We start from the raw sequence: 20,739 nt of genomic DNA on the forward strand, positions 1-20,739 counted from the left end.
ATTTTTATATAAAAAAATCCCCACAATTAAATTATTGCAGGGATATCTTTTTAGTGAATTGAATCACTGATTAACGATGGCTTTCCATCGTCACTTCTGAGCTAGCCAACCACACAGGTTTATCGCTCGTTTTCGCCCAGACTTTATGCAGGTAGCTATAAAATCGTGCTCTTTGTGGGTAAAAAACCATAACCGGAAACGCAATAATGCCAGCTGTTACAGCAGCAGTGCGGCGTAAAAGTACCTGATTACGGGAATATTCTTGATATGTGGACATCGATATCCTCCTTCAGTAGCCACTCAATTTTTGCCGATTCCAGTATTGCTCTTTACTCCCATCAACCTAAGTCACAAAAGAGGCACCAAAATCGAACACCAACGTTAATCTTCATTAACTGAACCTATAATAACGTAATTTGTGTAATTAAACTACTCATCTGACCACTTTAGATTAAAATAAATTCATTTTTTTTAGCTAATTCTGTTGTTTTATTACGAAATGTAGCAAAAGGCAGTAATAAACCAACAAACAAATCACATTTCATTAACAGGCTATACTTTGGTTAGTGCTTTCATCATGAATAATGAATGAGCAAATTTAATTGGGCATTTTTATACTATTTTTACACCCTACCTTCTTTTTTTATCAGCTTATTTACAAGTAAATGCCTAACCTAACGCAATGGAAATAATAAGGAGATAACAATGTCGCTACTTTCCATTTCTGGGGCAGTTCTTGTTGTTGTACTGCTGGTTTATCTGATTTATGCCCTGCTCAACGCGGAGAATTTCTGATATGGCCACCAATGCGTTTTTACTCATTGCCAGTTTTTTACTGGTATTAATGCTGCTAGCCAAACCACTTGGTCACTTTATTGCCTATCTTATCGATGGTGATATGCCTCGTGCTATTTCAAAGAGTGAATCGGTATTCTGGCGGTTAAGCGGAATCAAACAAATAGGGCGAGATCTCCCTGAGATGAATTATAGGCAATATGCCATCGCCATCTTCATGTTTAATTTGCTGGGGTTTGGATTACTGTTTGTTATTTTGCTGTGCCAAGGCTCGTTACCTTTAAACCCACAACACTACCCAGGCATGAGCTGGGACTTAGCGTTTAATACTGCCATTAGCTTTGTGGCAAATACCAACTGGCAATCTTATAGCGGAGAAAACACCTTAAGCTATTTGAGCCAGATGGTCGGGTTAACGGTGCAAAATTTCCTCTCGGCTGCAACAGGGATAGCCGTCGTGTTTGCACTGATCCGTGCATTCTCACGACACGGCAGCAAAACCATTGGTAATGCTTGGGTCGATTTAGCACGTATCACGCTATATCTCCTTTTGCCATTATCCATTGTGTTGGCTTTATTCTTTGTTAGCCAAGGGGTTATTCAGAATTTTTCCCCTTATATTCTAAGTAGTAACCTTGATAGCAGCTCACAATTATTGCCGATGGGACCCGTTGCTTCGCAAGAAGCCATTAAGTTGTTAGGAACCAATGGAGGGGGATTTTTTGGGGCTAACTCATCACACCCATTTGAAAACCCGACTGCCTTAAGCAATTTTGTCCAAATGTTGGCTATCTTCTTAATTCCAACTGCACTCTGCTTTGCTTTTGGTCGTACCGTCAGTGATAGCAAACAAGGTCATGCTCTGCTATGGGCAATGGCGATTATTTTTGTGATCGCCGCAGCGGTCGTGATCCACGAAGAATACGTTGGCAACCCGTTTTTAGGGGAATTGCATGCAACAAGCACCGCTAATCTTGAAGGAAAAGAAAATCGCTTCGGTACATTAGGCTCTGCCTTGTATGCCGTCGTGACTACCGCAGCATCTTGTGGTGCAGTGAACTCAATGCATGATTCCTACACGGCATTAGGCGGCATGGTGCCTATGTAGCTAATGCAAATCGGAGAAGTTGTCTTTGGCGGCGTGGGATCAGGTCTCTACGGTATGCTGTTATTTGTTTTACTCGCAGTTTTCTTAGCTGGGTTGATGATTGGGCGCACACCTGAATACCTTGGTAAAAAAATTGAAGTGCGTGAAATGAAAATGGTGGCATTGGCAATTTTAGTCACGCCAACCTTAGTACTACTCGGCACAACAATTTCACTCATGACTGAAGCGGGACGTGCTGGCATTCTTAACCCAGGCGCACATGGATTCAGTGAAGTGCTATACGCTTTCTCATCCGCAGCCAACAACAACGGCAGTGCATTTGCAGGATTAAGCTCGAATACGCCGTATTATAATGTGATGCTGGCGTTAGCCATGTTCTTTGGTCGTTTTGGTGTCATTTTCCCAGTATTAGCCATCGCGGGTTCTATGGCAGTGAAAAAACCTCAAGCGGCAAGCCTTGCTGCATTACCAACACACGGTCCGCTGTTTATCGGTTTATTAATCATGACAGTTCTTCTCATTGGTGCGCTGACCTTTGTACCTGCCCTTGCGTTAGGTCCGATCGCAGAACATCTGCAAATTTGGTTAGCGGCATAATGAGGGTGAAAAAATGAAAAATCAAAAAACACAATTATTTGATAGCAAACTGGTTCGCCAATCAACCCTTGATGCCATTAAAAAACTGACACCACAAGCACAATGGCGTAACCCAGTGATGTTTGTTGTCTACATCGGCAGCATCATGACGACATTATTATGGATAGCGATGATCGCTGGCTATAGCGAAGGCAACGCTTGGTTTAGTGGCATGGTGACATTATGGTTATGGTTTACCGTACTGTTTGCTAACTTTGCAGAAGCGTTAGCGGAAGGACGCAGTAAAGCCCAAGCACAAAGCTTAAAAGGGATCAAACAACAAAGTCGTGCGACCAAACTGGCAACAGCCGCTCTCGATGCACCGCAAGAAATGGTCAGTTCAGACCAGCTACGCAAAGGTGATATCGTGCTGATCCGAGCTGGGGAAACAATCCCTTGTGATGGTGAAGTGATTGAAGGCGGTGCATCGGTAGATGAAAGTGCTATTACAGGGGAATCAGCACCCGTCATCCGCGAATCCGGTGGTGACTTCTCATCGGTCACAGGGGGAACTCGAGTCCTTTCCGACTGGCTGATCGTCGAATGTACGGTTAACCCGGGCGAAACCTTCTTAGACCGTATGATATCGATGGTGGAAGGCGCACAGCGCCGTAAAACGCCAAATGAAATCGCCTTAACTATTTTGTTAACCGCGCTAACAATTATCTTTGTGTTAGTCTGCGCAACCTTATACCCATTCACCCTGTTTGCCACTGAGTATGCAGGTGCAGGTGGTGCAGTTTCGATTATTGTTTTAATTGCCCTTCTGATCTGTTTGATTCCAACCACGATTGGTGGATTGCTTTCGTCCATCGGTGTTGCTGGTATGAGTCGTATGCTAGGCGCAAATGTGATTGCCACCAGCGGTCGTGCTGTTGAAGCCGCTGGGGATGTGGACGTACTGTTGTTGGATAAAACGGGCACCATCACCCTCGGTAATCGTCAAGCCTCTGACTTTTTACCGCTAAGCGGTGTCACAGAGCAGCAATTAGCCGATGCGGCTCAGCTCTCTTCACTCGCGGATGAAACCCCAGAAGGACGCAGTATTGTGGTGCTCGCAAAACAGAAATTCAATTTACGCGAACGTGATATCCACGCAATGAATGCGACTTTTGTTCCCTTCTCCGCGATGACAAGAATGAGCGGTGTTAACGTGGGTGAGCGCATGATCCGTAAAGGTTCTGCGGATGCTATCCGTCGCTATGTAGAAGCCAATCATGGAAAATTCCCTGTTGAAGCAGACAAGCTTGTCGAACAAGTTGCCCATGCAGGGGGAACACCATTAGTCGTTGTTGATAGCCAAACCGTTCTCGGCGTCGTTGCACTCAAAGACATCGTGAAAGGTGGGATGAAAGAGCGTTTTGCACAAATGCGCGCCATGGGGATCAAAACCGTTATGATTACGGGGGATAACCACCTGACGGCGGCGGCAATCGCTGCGGAAGCAGGCGTGGATGATTTCTTAGCGGAAGCCACTCCAGAAGCAAAACTCGCCTTAATACGCCAGTACCAATCCGAAGGTCGACTCGTTGCGATGACGGGGGACGGGACTAACGATGCCCCTGCACTGGCACAAGCTGACGTTGCTGTCGCGATGAACTCCGGTACTCAAGCCGCTAAAGAAGCGGGGAACATGGTGGATTTGGATTCGAACCCAACCAAGTTAATTGAAGTCGTTCATATTGGTAAACAAATGCTGATGACCCGAGGTTCATTAACCACATTCAGTATTGCCAACGATATCGCCAAATACTTCGCGATTATTCCGGCATGCTTTGCCGTCACATGGCCACAGCTCAATGCATTAAATATTATGCACTTACATTCACCGGCATCGGCGTTGCTGTCCGCGGTTATTTTTAATGCCCTGATTATTGTGTTCTTAATTCCACTGGCATTAAAAGGGGTAAATTATCGCCCCATGAGCTCTCAGTCACTTTTACAACGCAATTTAAGCTTGTACGGTTTAGGCGGATTGATTGTCCCATTCGTGGGGATCAAGCTTATCGATATGTTCATCAGCTTATTTGGTATTTAAGGAGCCTATTATGAACATGTTTCGTTCTTCATTTATGATCTTAGTTTTACTGACATTGGTCACGGGGATTGCTTACCCGCTACTCGTCACAGGGATCGCCAATGTAATTTTTCCAGCTCAATCGATGGGCTCGCTGATCCTGCAAGATAATCGCGTTATTGGTTCATCATTAATTGGGCAGTCTTACCAAAATGACCATTATTTCTACGGTCGCCCCTCAGTGACGGCAGATGTACCGTATAATGCACTGGCATCTGGTGGTAGCAATTTAGCGATCAGCAATCCTTTGTTAACAAAAGAATTAACTGAGCGCGCTGTGGCATTGAAACAGCATGAACCTGATGGCGGAGACTCTCTACCCGTGGATTTACTCACCGCATCATCAAGTGGGTTAGATCCACATATTTCAGTAGCTGCCGCCTTATATCAAGCGCCACGGATTGCCAAAAACAGACAGTTATCGATAGACACAGTAAAATCGATTATCGCTGATAACACTCAATCTCCGCTGTTTAGATTCTTAGGGGAGCCAGTTGTCAACGTGCTAGAATTGAACCTTGCCCTTGATGCCTATCAGCGGGAAGCTAACAGTCAAAATCACTGAGGTCAGTTATGAATAATCAGGAGCCTATCCGCCCAAACCCAGATGACCTGTTGGTAAAGGCAAATGAAACTGGACGCGGCAAACTTAAGATTTTCTTCGGTGCTTGTGCGGGTGTTGGGAAAACTTATGCCATGTTGCAAGAAGCGCAACGCCTTCGAGCACAAGGGTTAGATGTGCTGATTGGCGTGGTCGAAACTCATGAACGAGAAGAAACCGCCGCACTGCTGGATGGGCTCCCGCAACTACCTCCGTTAAAAATCAGCCATCGAGGGCGTCGCCTGCACGCCTTCGATATTGATGCAGCATTAGCAAGGCATCCTGCCATTATCTTGATGGATGAACTTGCCTTCAGTAATCCAAATGGCAGCCGTCATCCTAAACGCTGGCAAGATGTCGAAGAACTGCTGGATGCGGGGATCGATGTTCTTACGACAGTGAATGTGCAACATATTGAAAGTTTGAATGATATCGTGGGAAGCATCACGGGCATTCGCGTACGAGAAACCGTTCCCGACCATATTTTTGATGCCGCCAATGAAGTGGTATTAGTTGATTTGCCGCCAGATGACCTTCGCCAGCGCCTAAAAGAAGGCAAAGTGTATATACCGGGGCAAGCAGAACGCGCTATCGAGCATTTTTTCCGTAAAGGTAATCTCATTGCCTTACGTGAATTGGCGTTACGACGCACAGCCGACCGTGTTGATGATCAAATGCGAGAGCTTCGCGATGGCAAAGGAGAGGCCCCCGTTTGGCATACTCGGGATGGGTTATTGTTATGCATTGGGCATAATACTGGCAATGAAAAACTGGTACGCGCAGCAGCCCGACTCGCCGCTAAATTTGGCAGTGTTTGGCATGCGGTATATGTCGAACCCCCCACATTGCACCAACTTCCTGAAAATCAGCGCCGCGCCATTTTAAAAGCACTTCGGCTCGCACAAGACTTGGGTGCCGAAACCGCCACACTGTCTGATCCCAACGAGGAAAAAGCGATTTTACGTTACGCTCGTGAACATAACCTGGGTAAGATTTTAATTGGCCGGCGTGATAAACATCGCAAATGGTATAAATTTAAATTACACCAAGGCTTTGCCGATAGACTGGGTAAGCTAGGTCCTGATTTAGACTTAATCATCGTTGCTCTCGAAGAAAAAAGTGATTGGGATAAAGAACCGGAAAGAAAGCCATTCACCGAAAAATGGCGTTCAGACATGAATGGTTATTTAATGGCGATAGCCATGTGTGCTGCCATCACTTTATTCTCACGTACATTTTTACTGGCACTGGACAAAGCTAACCTCGTGACACTCTATTTGCTTGGGGTGGTGCTAGTCGCGCTATTTTATGGTCGGCGCCCTTCCGTCTTTGCCGCGTTAATCAACGTAGTCAGCTTTGACCTATTCTTTGTGCAACCTCACTTTTCATTAGCCATTATGGATATGCAGTATTTAGTGACTTTTACTGTGATGCTAATTGTGGGGGTTGTCGTCGGGAACCTCACCGCTGGCATGCGCTATCAAGCGCGCATTGCTCGCTACCGTGAGCAACGTACACGCCATTTATATGAAATGACTAAAGAGCTGGGGCAAGCACTTAGCACTGAAGATATCGGGAAAACAGGCTATCATTTTTTGAATAATGCTTTCCAAGCAAAAACCTGTTTACTTCTGCCTGATGAGAATAACCAACTCACACCATTACAGTGTGAAGGTTATAGTCAATTACAGATAGACAAAGCCATTGCTAAATGGAGCTTTGATAAGCGCCAACCGGCTGGCGCAGGAACCGATACGTTGCCCAGCGTGCCATACCAATTACAACCTATCACGACCGCCGATGAAACCCTTGCTGTGCTCGCCATTGAGCCGCGTAATATTCGCCAATTATTGATCCCTGAGCAGCAACGTATGCTGCAAACCTTTACAGGGCTCATCGCGAGTAGCCTGTCACGCTTACAACTCACCAAACAGGCAGAAACAGCTAAATTGGATGTTGAACGGGAGCAATTGCGAAATTCACTGCTGGCTGCCCTATCCCATGATCTCAAAACACCACTGACGGTCTTATTTGGGCAGAGTGAAATTTTAATGTTAGAGCTATCTGCGGAAAACTCCCCTCTCACGGAGCAAGTTAACCAGATGCGCCAGCAAGTTTTGAGCACATCACGACTGGTCAATAATTTACTGGATATGGCTCGCTTACAATCAGGTGGGATCCACCCAAATCTAGAGTGGGAATCGCTGCAAGAAATTACCAGTAGCGCAGTTAGGATCTTAGATTACACTTTAAATAGTCATCCTCTTGATATTGATATTCCAGCAGATTTACTATTGTATTGCGACGGAAACTTGATTGAACGCGTGTTAATTAACTTACTCGAAAATGCCATCAAATATAGCGATAATGACACCCCTATCGGCATTCGAGCCTCGATTGAGGCACAACAGGTCCATATTGAAATCTGGGATGCCAGTAATGCTATCCCTGACGGGCAAGAAAAAACCATTTTCGATAAATTTTCTCGCGCACAAAAAGAGTCAGCAATTCCAGGCGTTGGCTTAGGTTTAGCTATCTGTCGTGCTATTATCCATCTCCATGACGGTGAAATTTGGGCACAAAACAATGATAAAGGTGGCGCCAGCTTCCATTTTGTTTTGCCATTAAAGCCGTTACCCGAGATTGAAAACGAAAGCGAAAACGAAATTTAGGAGCATCTAGCGTACTGTGAGTTCCCATCAAATCCTGATCATTGAAGATGAAAAAGAGATCCGCCGCTTTGTTCGATTAGCGCTGGAGGGTGAAGGCTGGAAAATTTTTGAAGCCGAAAATTACCAACGAGGACTCATTGAAGCGGGAACTCGTCAGCCCGATTTGGTGATTTTGGATCTTGGATTACCGGATGGCGATGGATTAGATTTGATCCGTGATTTGCGCCAATGGAGCAGTATCCCGCTGATTGTGCTTTCCGCTCGAGAAGAAGAATCACAAAAAGTCGCCGCCCTGGATGCCGGTGCCGATGATTATCTCACAAAACCTTTTGGTATTAGCGAGTTGCTCGCCCGTGTTCGTGTAGCCTTACGACGTTTTGGTAAAACAGGACAAGAAAGCCCTACGTTTCAATTTGGCGATGTCACCGTGGATTTTATCAACCGTATCGTGACTAAAGGTAGCGAAGAGCTACACCTCACCCCCATTGAGTTTCGGTTACTGAGCGAACTTGTCGCCAATAGTGGAAAAGTACTCACTCAGCGCCATTTGTTGCTGCAAGTTTGGGGACCGAGTTACGTCGAACATAATCACTATCTACGTATTTATATGGGCCATTTACGCCAGAAGTTGGAAAATGACCCTGCTCGCCCCGAACATCTTTTAACTGAAACCGGTATTGGCTACCGTTTTATGCCTTAATTTATGCCTTAAAACCTAAGTTTGTCTTAACGCATGATTCTCAGACTATTACTGATAGTTTATTCATCGCGGCTGCCTATAATCTCTCCAATCTTAATTTATCGGAGCGTTTCCTGTGCAATCGTTACTGACTCAAGCTTCTCGCCGTTTTGCTTCAATCTTAGTGATTTTTTTAACTATTTTCGTCACCACCAAAGCCCTTGCGCTAAGCCCAGAAGAGAAAACGCGGACTGAAGCGTTGTTAACGGAATTAGGCAAACAGCAGAATTTAACGTTCACGCGTAATGGTTCCGGTCATTCCGCACCAGAAGCTGAATCCCATTTGCGTTTAAAGCTGGGTAAAACCGAAAAGCGCTTACAGACAACAGAGCAGTTTATTGACAATGTGGCATCCAAATCCTCTATCACCGGAGAAGAGTATCAAGTCACCGATGCCCAAGGTAAAGTCACCAGCGCCAATCAATATCTGCATGATTTATTGAAAAATAACGTTGATAAACAAACCAAATAACCCGTTTTATCCCCTCCCGATTAATGAAGCGCCCCAATCGCTTGCGGGCACTTCATTATGTCGCTGTCTTTCGTGAACCGCCTTACTCCTCGCATAATGAAAAGACCTTTTTCATGATCGAGAAGCCCCATTTCCCTGACCCTATATATCCGCCAATCAGAATCACAATCCGAATATTATAACCCTATACAGACCGAAGCATTAGATGCGCTGATGAAATGCGTTGATAGTTGCCTTATTGTTCAAAAAGCAATTTGATTGAAATGCTGACTTTCTAAAACATAAAAAACTGATTAATTATCATAAGTTATTCTTAATGATTATTATTATCATGTAATATTCAAATGATTATTATTATCATATAGAATACTAAGTTAAAGTTTGAAACAATAGAACGCTAATGTATTAGCTTGCGCATCTATATGTTTTTTATCTAAAAACTTTACATTTTCACATTGAGAGCACATTGATTTAATTCAGATATATTTACGCCAGAGATGTCAAAGAATACATCGGTGTAAGTATGAACGGTAAAAGAAAAACTCACTTTTATCCCCTCCTGACCAAATCAAAAAATATCCATCGTGTGAAAACTTGCACGACTAGGTTTCCATACCGTCTTAAATTTCACGTTGAAAATAGGGATGAACAGGTATTGCTATGTTAAATAAAAATAAGCTATCAGTGCTATCACTGTTAGTCGTTTCTCCATTCGCTTCAGCAACTGATGTTTTGGTTGTGACGACACCAAGCTCAAATGATTCATATACCGCAACAACGACTTCTTCTGCAACGAAGAATGAGACTGAGATAATGAAAATACCACAGACGGTAAATGTGGTGACCAAAACCCAAATAGAAAACAGAGCAGCAGAAACTGTTGTGGATGCATTGAGATATACACCAGGTGTGGTTACAGAATACCGTGGTGATTCAAATCGCAATGATGAAGTATTCAGTCGCGGTTTTGATTATGCGAACAAAATTCTAGATGGCATTCCTTTTGGCGGAAATGCGTCCTCGTCAATGGGCACAACCGAACCTTGGTTTCTGGACAGAGTTGAGATGATTAAAGGACCGGCATCTGTGCAGTATGGGCAAATAAGTCCTGGTGGGGTTATTGCCATGACAAGCAAAAAACCAACCGCGCAGAGCATCAATAAAATTCAGTTACGACTAGGTAATCGAAATAAAACAGAAGGATTTTTTGACCTGGGTGGCAAGCTAACGGATGATGGAAATATCCTCTACCGTTTAAATGGCTTGGCAAAAAAGAAAGACACTCAGGTTCGAGACTATGAAGAAGAAAAATATGCCATCGCTCCCGCAATATCATTCCTAAATGAAGACACAACGTTCACTCTTTTGGCTTATCTACAGAACTCACCGAAAAATGGTTATCGAAATTTTCTTCCTAAAGTTGGCACTCTAGAATCAACCCCAGAAGGAAAAATTCCACAAGATTTCAACATAAGCAATCCTGACTATAATATTTCCAAACAAAAACAACATAGTATTGGATATGAATTTGAACATAATTTTAGTGATCAAATTTCATTGGTACAAAAAGCACGCTACGCAGAAATTGATGAAAAATATAATTATTTAGTATTTAACACCTTAGCAAGTGAAGCTAAAAACTATCCTTATGTACTCAAACGAATGGCTCAGCACGAAAAAACGAAACTCAATACATTTGGTGTTGATACCCATTTAAATTTCGACATTGATAATGGGGGGCTTTATCAAACACTATTAGTCGGCGTCGATTACAAATGGACTAAAGAGGATAAACAGTTTTGGCGTGACAGAAGCGGTAACTATGATATTGATTGGCGTAACCCCCAATACCAGAAAATTGATGAATCCAAGCAGACGCTATTCACCGACCAGTTACAAAAAAGCGATCAAATCGGTATTTATATTCAAGACCAAATTGAATGGAATAGCTGGAACTTATTAGCTAGCACCCGATATGACTGGATTGAAGTAAAAACGCTAGACAGAACGAACAGTGACAAATCACAACAAAATGATGGCAAACTAACCGGCTTAGTTGGGGTGTTATACTCATTTGATAATGGTATTTCTCCTTATATTAGCTACAGCACCTCTTTTGAGCCGAATCTTGCTACCAACAGAAAGCCAGAAAGTCAGCCGTTTGATCCTAAAACAGCAAAACAAACAGAAATCGGTATTAAGTATCTCACCCCTGACCAAAAAACGCTGGCGACCTTATCTCTCTATCATATCGAGCAAAAAACATTCCTAAATACGACTCTGAATTAGGTTATATGACGCTAATCGGCAAAGGTGAAAGCAAAGGTGTGGAAGCCCAGATAAACAGTAAGCTTACCGACAAATTTGCTGTTACAGGGGCATATTCATATACCAGAACCAAAGTGCTTGAAACGTCAAACAGTGCTGAAAAAGGAAAAGAATTTCCTCGAATCCCTAAAAATATGGCCTCCGTATGGGGACAATATGAAGAAAACTCAGGGATGCTAAATGGACTGAAAGCGGGAGCAGGAGTGCGCTATATCGGTTCCAGTCAGGCTGGGGCAGATAATAGCTTTTCTGTGCCTGGGGTAACACTTTACGATGCTATGGTTGGCTATGAACTTGCCAATATTTCGCCATCTTTGAAAGGCGCAACAGTACAGTTAAACGTGAATAACTTAATGGATAAACATTATGTTTCATCCTGTGGCATGAGTGATGCCTGCTTTTATGGCATCGGTCGTACTGGTACTGTCACGTTTGATTACGCCTGGTAAAACAAAGAGTAAGAACAAAGGCTACGACAAATTAAGATGTAGCCTTTGTTATCTCATTAATAATAACGATTAATTTGAAAGTGAGGGCTCATGAAGTCTGTTTTGCTTTACGTCATGGTTGCTTTTAGTGCAGTACCCGCAATAGCCGTTCCTTGCAACGAACTGCCTCTCCAAGGGGTTCAGGAAGGTGTATTCGATACCGAGGGCAAGGTTTGCTTTAGGCTTCCAGCGCTTAATGAAAACTATGTTGTTGCCACACTAAAAGGGGCTACAGGGGCACAATTACTCGACCAGCAAAACCATCATTTACGCACGTTATTGGAAGCAGGACCTGCTGATGGAGAAAAATCGCTACTTTTTTCATCCCCGATAGGGCAAGTTTCATCATTAATGTTATATGGAAATAGCGGTAGTGAATGGAAATTTAACTGGCAAATGACAGAAACTCAGCCACTCAATCGCGTGCGAAAACTTGACCCGGTCAGTCCTACTTTACAGCAACTCGCAAAGGCGCTGGCAGCAGGAGGAACGACAGATGCATTTTGGGAAAAGCAACAGCTCATCGGTACGCCTTTAGTTGAACCCGTAGATACATCCCATAAACGAGTCACTTTTTTGTGGCGCGCAGCGCGCGGTAACGTGTTTATTTTAGGGTCTCCGGCAGGCGATCATGATCCCATGTTTAAACTTGCTGACTCCGATGTTTGGTTTCGCAGCTACGTGGTCCCTGCAGATACGCGTATGCAATATCAATTGGCGCCTGACGTTCCTATAGTAGATGGCAGTGCGCGTGAACAACGCCGTGCAATTTTAGTCACTGCACAAGCAGACCCTTTAAATCGCGCGACTATGAGTATAGAAAATGATGATAAGTGGAACACCTCATCTTTACTTGATTTAAAACCCTCACGGTATTTTACCCGCGATGCAATGAAACAGCCTATACGTTATGGCTCTTTGACTCGACATACATTAAAAAGTAATTTCCTTAGAAATAGTCGAGAAATCATTCTTTATCGCCCAAAAGCAACGCCCCCCGTTAGTTGGACATTATTTTTGTTTGATGGCCAAATTTGGCAGGATAAATATCACACCGCCAATGTCATTGATGGTTTGATTGCTAATCATCAATTACCCCCTATTAATATTGTCTTTATAGATAGTCTGGATAGTAAACGTCGCTCCAAGGAACTCCCCCCAAACCAAGCCTTTGCTGACTTTATGGCGCTGGAACTGCTACCTTGGGTGAGCAAAAATGGTATTGAAATAAATAATGAAAAGACGATTGTGGCTGGCGCAAGTTATGGAGGATTGGCATCATCCTGGGTCGCATTGCGATATCCAAACCAATTTAGTCATGTGCTGAGCCTATCTGGCTCGTACTGGTGGGCACCTGAAGGTGAAAAGCCAGGATGGTTAACTCGTCAATATCAGCAATCACCGCATTATCCGATCAGTTTCTGGATACAAGCAGGGTTATTTGAAAACCAAGGTGCTGATGGCGGCATTTGGCTTAATAGCCAAGAACTTGAACATGTTTTGCGAGATAAAAACTACAAAACCCGCTTCCATTCATGGTCAAGTGGTCATGATTATGCTGCCTGGATAGAAGCATTGGTTTATGGATTGAAAGATTTCACAAGCCAACGCTGAATCTTCTGTGAGTAATCAGCAATCTCCACAGCAGTATTTTGATATAAAAAGCCCCCAGTAATTGGCAATCCAACTATTGGGGGTTAATAAACTGTTTTTTCTTAGGCTGTTCTCAACAATCCTCAAATAATTCACGTTGTAGCAAGGCGGCAAGTGAGCCAATCCCTCGACACAAGTATGTGACTAGGGTTAGCAAGCGCAGCCAACGCCGCTACAGCGCGAAGTATGACGAGGATTTAGTTAGATTCAATCTTAGCCCACGTATCTCGCAACCCAACCGTACGGTTAAACACCAGCTTATCCGCACTGCTCAGCTTGTTATCTGCACAGAAGTAACCTTCACGCTCAAACTGGTACGCTTTTTCTGCTGGCGCATCGCGCAGGCTTGGTTCAACAAAACCTTGGCGAATGACCAGAGATTCTGGGTTCAACACTGATAGGAAATCATCTTCTGCCGCTGGGTTTGGTACCGTGAATAAGCGGTCATATAGACGAATTTCCGCTGGCAATGCATGTGCTGCACTTACCCAGTGGATAACGCCTTTCACTTTACGACCATCGGCTGGATCTTTGTTAAGCGTGTCCGCATCGTAAGTACAGAAGATAGTGGTGATGTTGCCTTCTGCATCTTTTTCTACGCGTTCTGCTTTGATGATATACGCATTACGCAGGCGTACTTCTTTACCTAATACCAAGCGCTTATATTGGCGGTTAGCTTCTTCACGGAAGTCTGCACGGTCAATATACAGTTCATTGCTAAATGGCACTTCACGCGTTCCCATGTCTGGGTTGTTCGGATGATTTGGCGCCTTCAGAATTTCTTCCCCTGCTGGCATGTTTTCAATCACTAAACGTACAGGGTCGATAACTGCCATTGCGCGTGGAGCGGAGTCATTTAGGTCATCACGGATGCAAGATTCTAATGCTGCCATTTCAACATTATTATCTTGTTTTGTAACACCGATGCGACGACAGAATTCACGGATTGAAGCCGCTGTGTAGCCACGGCGACGTAAACCTGAAATTGTCAGCATGCGTGGATCATCCCAACCAGCAACATGTTTTTCAGTCACAAGTTGGTTTAACTTACGCTTAGACATCACTGTGTATTCAAGATTCAGACGAGAAAATTCGTACTGACGTGGATGACAATCAATAGTGATGTTGTCCAATACCCAATCATACAGACGGCGGTTGTCTTGGAATTCTAATGTACACAGTGAGTGTGTAATACCTTCCAGCGCATCAGAAATACAGTGGGTGAAGTCATACATCGGGTAGATGCACCACTTGTTGCCAGACTGGTGATGTTCTGCAAATTTAATACGATACAAAACTGGATCGCGCATAACCATAAATGGTGATGCCATGTCGATTTTTGCACGTAAACATGCTTTACCTTCTTCGAATCCACCTGCGCGCATTTTTTCAAACAGCGCCAAGTTATCTTCGATCAAGCGTTCACGGTATGGGCTATTTTTACCTGGCTCTTTTAATGTGCCACGGTATTCACGAATTTCGTCAGCACTGAGCTCATCAACATAAGCCAGACCTTTTTTGATTAGCTCAATCGCGTATTGATATAAAATATCAAAATAATCCGATGAATAGCGAATGTTGCCGCTCCACTGGAAACCTAACCATTGGACGTCGTTTTGAATCGAGTTCACATACTCAACATCTTCTTTGACCGGGTTAGTATCATCAAAGCGTAAGTTACACTGACCTTGATAATCCTTCGCGATACCAAAGTTCAAGCAAATTGATTTCGCATGACCAATGTGTAAGTAGCCATTCGGTTCAGGCGGAAAACGCGTGTGTACTGACGTGTGTTTTCCCGTCGCCAGATCTTCATCTATGATCTGACGGATAAAGTTAGTTGGGCGAGCATCTGCCTCATTCATTGTCATCGTTCCTCAGTGCCAAAAGCGCGCTAGATTCGTATAGTAACCGAGTATATTCTACCATAATACGTCCAGAAACAACCGTTTGATTAAGCTTAGTCAGGAAAAGCGATGGCAAAGATGCGTTTTTGTCAAAAAATAGGCTATTTATACAAACAACATCACCCCAAGAACGATCATTAATAAGATTGGATAACTTTGGGCATGGCGTTTATCACTTAAATATGGCATTAAAAACGAAGCAAAACGGATACCAATCCAAGAAGTGGCGATTAAAATTAATGCTCCTTTAATGTAAATCATGCCTAAAAAGCCCGTTCCTAATTCAAAATGCTTTTCCATGGCAAAATAGAAATAAATAATCGAGCCTGTGATGGCCATTGGCAATGTAAGCGGGTTAGCAAATGCCGCTGCTTGCAACATGCTCGCCCCACGACGGCGCATAAGCGGTACCGTCATCACACTCCCCCCAACCCCTAAAAAAGCTGCTACGGTCCCAATCACCGTGCCGATAACAGTATCAGTAATACATTTTCCTCTGATTAGGGTGTTGCCTTCAGCTTGAGTTTGTAGAAATCCAGGGCGAATAAAACAGTCAAGAATGGTGATAATTAAATAACCGATAAAAATCCACCGAATCCATTCACTGTCTACTGAGAGTGCGATTAATGCTCCTAAAATGCCACCAATTGAGATAGGGATCATAAAGGGCTGAATAATTTGCCAATTAAAGTTTCCTTTTAAGTAATGTGCTCGGCTAGATAGGCTTGATGAAAAAATCATCACAAATGTGGACGTCGCTACCGCAATTTGCATGGCGACCTCGCTAGTATCGTGCCGAGGCCCCCATACAAGGGTAATCAGGGCATACAGTAATGGCACGGTGATAAATCCACCACCAAAGCCAAATAGCGCGGTAGTGATCCCCGAAATAAAACCGAATAAACAGAGTAGTAAATCCACAGGACAATCCTCAGATGTGCGTGAGGTTTTATCTTATCTTTGTGCATTTCCCTATGCTTATGCCATTTTGCCAACTCACTTTGAGATTTCGCCAATTTAATTAACAGATATAACTTTTTCGCTACACTTCTTAAGTGAGTTACTGGCTGGTATCTGCTTACCCATAGGTCTCGTCTATCCGCTTTCCTGCCGCCTCGCCTTTCGGGGCATTAGGCATTTGCTTAATCGCCTGAGCCACGCTGATCAATAATCGCATAAATTCATCGGCATTCTGTTCATGGCTTCCGTTTGATATCTGTGCCATTGTGCTATTGGATTTTGATCGCCATGGTTGCCTTAAGGAATTAAAAACCTCAAACAATTGCTGTTTAGTACTATATAACAAACTGCCATCTTTAAAGACGTCCTGAAAGCCGAATTCACCAACATAATAGTCAAGCAAGTCTTCATTCACTGGATTGTTAATATAAATCCCATCCCCCTCCACTTTAATCAGGAAAAATAAAATGCTGACTAATGAATAGGTCATCATTTTCCCATCTAAAACTTTATTTTTTTTCTCAAAATTTTGGAGTAGTTCAATGGTTGCTCTGCGGCTGTGGGGGTCATAACTACACACACAGCCTCCCGCGGGTTTATCGGGGATTCGTACTAAAATTCGATTACGGCTAATGAGCTTAAAACAGAAACTGAAGCTCTCTTTCGTTAAAACAATTTCGCTATAATCAAGCCAAGCTAAAGGATCTACCGTAGATAATGAATTGATATGACAATACTTTAAGTTTTCTTTGTTCATTCTTCGAATGCGAATTGCGTTACCTGAACATTGAAAAAAATGATTCATCTTTTGTAAAACAAATTCGCTAGCTTCATTCACTAACGTGACTTTCGACATCATATTATTTTATTCCTTTAAAAAAACCCATCTCCTCGTCAATGGGGAAAATAAAATAGTCATAAGAGTCAAAAAGTTAAATTCGTTTATACCGAATGCATGATTGATTAATTTATCAATTAATATTTCGAATATTAATCATTGCTTAATTTGAATAAAAAAATGCCAGCTTGTTAGGCTGGCATTTTGTATACGAACGAATCGTTGCTATTTATGGTCGTACTATTTTAATACGTTGTAAATAACGGTTTCACCCGCAGTCACTTGACCTTTGGCTAAAATCTCAACACCCGCAAAATCATCGATATTGCTGATAATAACAGGGCTGATCATTGATTTAGCATTGGCTTCAAGGAAAGATAAGTCGAGTTTCAGAATCGGAGTACCTGCTTCAACTTCAGCACCTTCTTCCACTAAACGCTCACAACCTTCACCATTTAATGCAACGGTATCAATCCCCATATGCACAATCAGCTCAACACCATTTGCTGTTTCAAGGCAGAATGCATGGTTGGTTGGGAAAATTTTCACAATGGTACCTGCCGCTGGCGCAACCACTTCACTGCTGGTTGGTTTGATAGCAATACCATCACCCACAATACGGCTAGAGAATGCTTCGTCTGGCACTTGATCCAGTGAATAAACTTCACCGCTAACAGGCGCGATTAACGATAATACCGCATTACCTTTTGCTTTTTCTGTCGTTGCCGCTTGCTGACTTTTTTCTGGTGCGGACACTGGAGCCGAAGCCGCAACAGGACCTTTAGCAATAACTTCTGTCATTGCTTTAGCGATTAATTCAGCACGTGTACCAACAATCACTTGTACGTTTTGTTTATTCAGGCGAATAACACCAGATGCGCCAATACGTTTTGCAAGAGAATCGTTGACCACTGCGGAGTCTTTCACACCTAAACGTAAACGAGTAATACACGCGTCGATGTTAACAATGTTGTCGCTACCACCTACCGCTGCAATATACTGACGAGCTTCTTTTTGAATCTCGCTTTCATCACTGTGTGCATCACTGATGTTTTCGTCATAACCATCTACGGTTTCATCGCCTGCGCTCTCTTCACGACCTGGGGTTAACAGGTTGAATTTACGGATCATGAATCTGAAGATCACATAATAGATGCAGAAGAATACTAAACCTTGAACAATCAGCATGTACCAGTGTGTAGCGAGTGGGTTACGTGTCTGTAAGAACATGTCCACCAGACCCGCACTGAATCCGAAACCTGAAATCCACTCCATCGTTGCAGCAATATAGACAGAGATACCGGTCAGCAATGCGTGGATCACGTACAGGACAGGCGCAACAAACATGAATGAGAATTCAAGTGGTTCAGTGATACCCGTAAAGAATGCCGCAAATGCACCGGCAATCATGATACCAGCAACTTTCGCTTTATTTTCTGGGCGTGCACAGTGATAGATAGCCAAAGCTGCACCCGGCAGACCGAACATCATGATAGGGAAGAAGCCCGCTTGATAGCGTCCAGTTATCCCAACCGTTGCCAAACCAGCTTCGATGGACTTCGCACCACCTAAGAAGTTAGGAATATCGTTAATTCCTGCAACGTCGAACCAGAATACCGAGTTCAACGCATGGTGTAACCCAACAGGAATCAGTAAACGGTTAAAGAAGGCATAAATACCCGCACCTACAGAGCCTAAATCTTTGATACTTTCACCGAAAGCCACCAATCCGTTATACACCACAGGCCAAACATACATCAGAATGAATGCCAAGATGATCATGAGGAATGAGGTTAGAATCGGGACGAGGCGACGACCGCTGAAGAATGACAGCGCTTTTGGTAGCTCTACGCCACTGTAGCGGTTGTATAATTCAGCAGAGAGAACCCCAACAAGGATACCGACGAACTGGTTATTGATTTTATTGAATGCCGCAGGGACTGATTCCACTGGTACACTCATAATCATTGAGTACGATGCAGGTGAACACAGTGTTGTCACAACTAAGAATCCGACAAAACCGGTTAGTGCAGCCGCACCATCTTTATCTTTAGACATTCCGTAAGCAACACCAATCGCAAACAACACAGACATGTTGTCAATGATGGCAGCACCGGATTTGATCAGTAACGCAGCGATTGCACTATTGGCACCCCAACCATCTGGGTCTATCCAATAACCAATCCCCATTAGGATTGCGGCGGCTGGCAATACGGCGACAGGCACCATAAGCGCCCTACCAATCCGCTGTAAGTAGCTAAGAATATTCACAAACTCCCCCTTTGTATCGCTCTATTTTTGTCCCATTTCAGGATCTTATTTTCACGCATCAGGAACATAACTGATGTCGCTTAATTATAGCAATTCATAGTCTAGATGAATTTTTTCGCGATACAAAATAAATAGCTGGAAACTGTGATAAATGTCAACGAAAGGATCCTAATATTGACTAAATTAGTAGCTATTCTTGAAAACTTATTTTATGATTAAAAATAAGTTTTTTATATGATTTGCTGTATATACTCCAAGTACCTCAGTCATAAAAATATGTTGAAAATGATCAACATAATTGGAGATGGGGTCATACAAGTATAAATTGAAAGAAACACTCGAGGTAAAAGTACATGAGGCTTATCCCGTTAAATAATGCTCATGATGTTGGCGTATGGTCCGCACAGTACATCGCTGATAAAATCAACGCATTTAATCCGACAGCTGAACGCCCTTTCGTTCTAGGCTTACCAACTGGCGGTACACCGCTGGCAACCTACAAAGAATTAATCGCCTTATATAAAGCTGGTAAAGTCAGCTTTAAGCATGTAGTCACATTCAATATGGATGAATACATTGGTATTCCCAAAGATCATCCTCAAAGTTACTACACTTTTATGCATCAAAACTTTTTTAATCACATTGATATCCAAGCTGACAACATTAATTTACTGAACGGTAATGCCCCTGATGTCGACGCCGAATGTCAACGTTATGAAGATAAAATCAAATCCTACGGTCAAATCAACCTATTTATGGGTGGTGTAGGTAATGATGGTCATATCGCCTTTAATGAACCGGGTTCTTCTTTAAATTCCAGAACTCGAATTAAAACATTGACACCAGAAACTCGCCAAGCGAACTCTCGTTTCTTTGATAACGATATCAATCAAGTACCTAAATATGCACTGACTGTTGGTGTTGCTACACTATTAGATGCGAAAGAGCTAATGGTATTAGCAACAGGCGCAAACAAAGCAGATGCCGTCCATGCTGCAGTTGAAGGCTCCGTAAACCATTTATGGACTGTCAGTTGTGTACAACTTCATCCGAAAGCATTGATTGTCTGCGATGAGCCAGCAACATTAGAATTGAAAGTCAAAACGCTTAAATATTTCAAGCAATTAGAATGCGAAAATATTGAATCGTTTAATTAATTTATACGCAATCTTATTTAAGTGGTACTGCCATTTA

At 43.1% G+C, this 20,739-nt stretch carries 13 protein-coding genes and 2 pseudogenes; 10 read left to right on the forward strand and 5 right to left on the reverse strand.

Annotated features, from left to right (window positions below; genetic code table 11):
- Nucleotides 1-70 precede the first annotated feature (70 nt).
- Nucleotides 71-277: a YbfA family protein gene (locus PSF16_RS02680; protein ID WP_154600771.1), complete on the reverse strand. Its 207-nt coding sequence runs from the start codon at nucleotides 275-277 to the stop codon at nucleotides 71-73.
- A gap of 428 nt (nucleotides 278-705) precedes the next feature.
- Here PSF16_RS02680 and kdpF point away from each other — a divergent pair, with 428 nt between their 5' ends.
- From kdpF to PSF16_RS02730, 9 genes and pseudogenes are all read left to right on the forward strand, one after another.
- Complete coding sequence (gene kdpF / locus PSF16_RS02685; RefSeq protein ID WP_071524944.1) at nucleotides 706-795, forward strand: K(+)-transporting ATPase subunit F; 90 nt, start codon at nucleotides 706-708, stop codon at nucleotides 793-795.
- A 1-nt stretch (nucleotide 796) separates the two neighbouring features.
- Nucleotides 797-2,500, forward strand: a pseudogene (gene kdpA / locus PSF16_RS02690) (potassium-transporting ATPase subunit KdpA).
- Nucleotides 2,501-2,513: 13 nt separating this feature from the next.
- Nucleotides 2,514-4,577: a potassium-transporting ATPase subunit KdpB gene (kdpB, locus tag PSF16_RS02695; protein WP_272688727.1), complete on the forward strand. Its 2,064-nt coding sequence runs from the start codon at nucleotides 2,514-2,516 to the stop codon at nucleotides 4,575-4,577.
- 10 nt (nucleotides 4,578-4,587) lie between these two features.
- Nucleotides 4,588-5,181: a potassium-transporting ATPase subunit KdpC gene (gene kdpC / locus PSF16_RS02700; protein WP_006662310.1), complete on the forward strand. Its 594-nt coding sequence runs from the start codon at nucleotides 4,588-4,590 to the stop codon at nucleotides 5,179-5,181.
- Nucleotides 5,182-5,189: 8 nt separating this feature from the next.
- Nucleotides 5,190-7,889: a two-component system sensor histidine kinase KdpD gene (kdpD, locus tag PSF16_RS02705; RefSeq protein ID WP_272688728.1), complete on the forward strand. Its 2,700-nt coding sequence runs from the start codon at nucleotides 5,190-5,192 to the stop codon at nucleotides 7,887-7,889.
- 16 nt (nucleotides 7,890-7,905) lie between these two features.
- A complete protein-coding gene (kdpE, locus tag PSF16_RS02710; RefSeq protein ID WP_272688729.1) occupies nucleotides 7,906-8,589 on the forward strand; it encodes a two-component system response regulator KdpE in 684 nt (227 codons plus the stop codon).
- A 115-nt stretch (nucleotides 8,590-8,704) separates the two neighbouring features.
- Nucleotides 8,705-9,100 carry a DUF5329 family protein gene (locus PSF16_RS02715; protein ID WP_006662312.1) on the forward strand — a complete coding sequence of 132 codons (396 nt, stop codon included), beginning with the start codon at nucleotides 8,705-8,707 and terminating at the stop codon, nucleotides 9,098-9,100.
- A 660-nt stretch (nucleotides 9,101-9,760) separates the two neighbouring features.
- Nucleotides 9,761-11,877, forward strand: a pseudogene (locus PSF16_RS02720) (TonB-dependent siderophore receptor).
- A 90-nt stretch (nucleotides 11,878-11,967) separates the two neighbouring features.
- The gene (locus PSF16_RS02730; RefSeq protein ID WP_272688732.1) at nucleotides 11,968-13,530 is read left to right on the forward strand and encodes an esterase family protein; all 1,563 of its coding nucleotides are present in this window, start codon (nucleotides 11,968-11,970) and stop codon (nucleotides 13,528-13,530) included.
- 236 nt (nucleotides 13,531-13,766) lie between these two features.
- On the opposite strand, the gene glnS is transcribed toward PSF16_RS02730, so the two are convergent.
- From glnS to nagE, 4 genes are all read right to left on the reverse strand, one after another.
- Nucleotides 13,767-15,434 (reverse strand): glutamine--tRNA ligase, encoded by a 1,668-nt coding sequence (gene glnS, locus PSF16_RS02735; protein ID WP_272688733.1) that lies wholly within the window; start codon nucleotides 15,432-15,434, stop codon nucleotides 13,767-13,769.
- Between the two features lie 147 nt (nucleotides 15,435-15,581).
- A complete protein-coding gene (locus PSF16_RS02740; protein ID WP_006662316.1) occupies nucleotides 15,582-16,397 on the reverse strand; it encodes a sulfite exporter TauE/SafE family protein in 816 nt (271 codons plus the stop codon).
- Nucleotides 16,398-16,554: 157 nt separating this feature from the next.
- A complete protein-coding gene (locus PSF16_RS02745) occupies nucleotides 16,555-17,274 on the reverse strand; it encodes a hypothetical protein (protein WP_272688734.1) in 720 nt (239 codons plus the stop codon).
- Nucleotides 17,275-17,514: 240 nt separating this feature from the next.
- Nucleotides 17,515-19,545, reverse strand: a complete 2,031-nt coding sequence (gene nagE, locus PSF16_RS02750) for an N-acetylglucosamine-specific PTS transporter subunit IIBC (protein ID WP_006662318.1) — start codon at nucleotides 19,543-19,545, stop codon at nucleotides 17,515-17,517.
- Between the two features lie 353 nt (nucleotides 19,546-19,898).
- Between nagE and nagB the strand changes: the two genes are divergently transcribed.
- Nucleotides 19,899-20,702 (forward strand): glucosamine-6-phosphate deaminase, encoded by an 804-nt coding sequence (gene nagB, locus PSF16_RS02755; protein WP_006660476.1) that lies wholly within the window; start codon nucleotides 19,899-19,901, stop codon nucleotides 20,700-20,702.
- Nucleotides 20,703-20,739 lie beyond the last annotated feature (37 nt).

The organism is Providencia sp. PROV033 (assembly GCF_028484855.1).
Lineage (GTDB): Bacteria > Pseudomonadota > Gammaproteobacteria > Enterobacterales > Enterobacteriaceae > Providencia > Providencia alcalifaciens.

Excerpts from the sequence above, each read along its gene's own strand:
- glnS (WP_272688733.1), bottom strand. The coding sequence starts at position 15,434 with ATGAATGAGGCAGATGCTCGCCCAACTAACTTTATCCGTCAGATCATA.
- PSF16_RS02730 (WP_272688732.1), top strand. The coding sequence starts at position 11,968 with ATGAAGTCTGTTTTGCTTTACGTCATGGTTGCTTTTAGTGCAGTACCC.
- kdpC (WP_006662310.1), top strand. The coding sequence starts at position 4,588 with ATGAACATGTTTCGTTCTTCATTTATGATCTTAGTTTTACTGACATTG.
- kdpF (WP_071524944.1), top strand. The coding sequence starts at position 706 with ATGTCGCTACTTTCCATTTCTGGGGCAGTTCTTGTTGTTGTACTGCTG.
- kdpB (WP_272688727.1), top strand. The coding sequence starts at position 2,514 with ATGAAAAATCAAAAAACACAATTATTTGATAGCAAACTGGTTCGCCAA.
- kdpD (WP_272688728.1), top strand. The coding sequence starts at position 5,190 with ATGAATAATCAGGAGCCTATCCGCCCAAACCCAGATGACCTGTTGGTA.
- nagB (WP_006660476.1), top strand. The coding sequence starts at position 19,899 with ATGAGGCTTATCCCGTTAAATAATGCTCATGATGTTGGCGTATGGTCC.
- PSF16_RS02680 (WP_154600771.1), bottom strand. The coding sequence starts at position 277 with ATGTCCACATATCAAGAATATTCCCGTAATCAGGTACTTTTACGCCGC.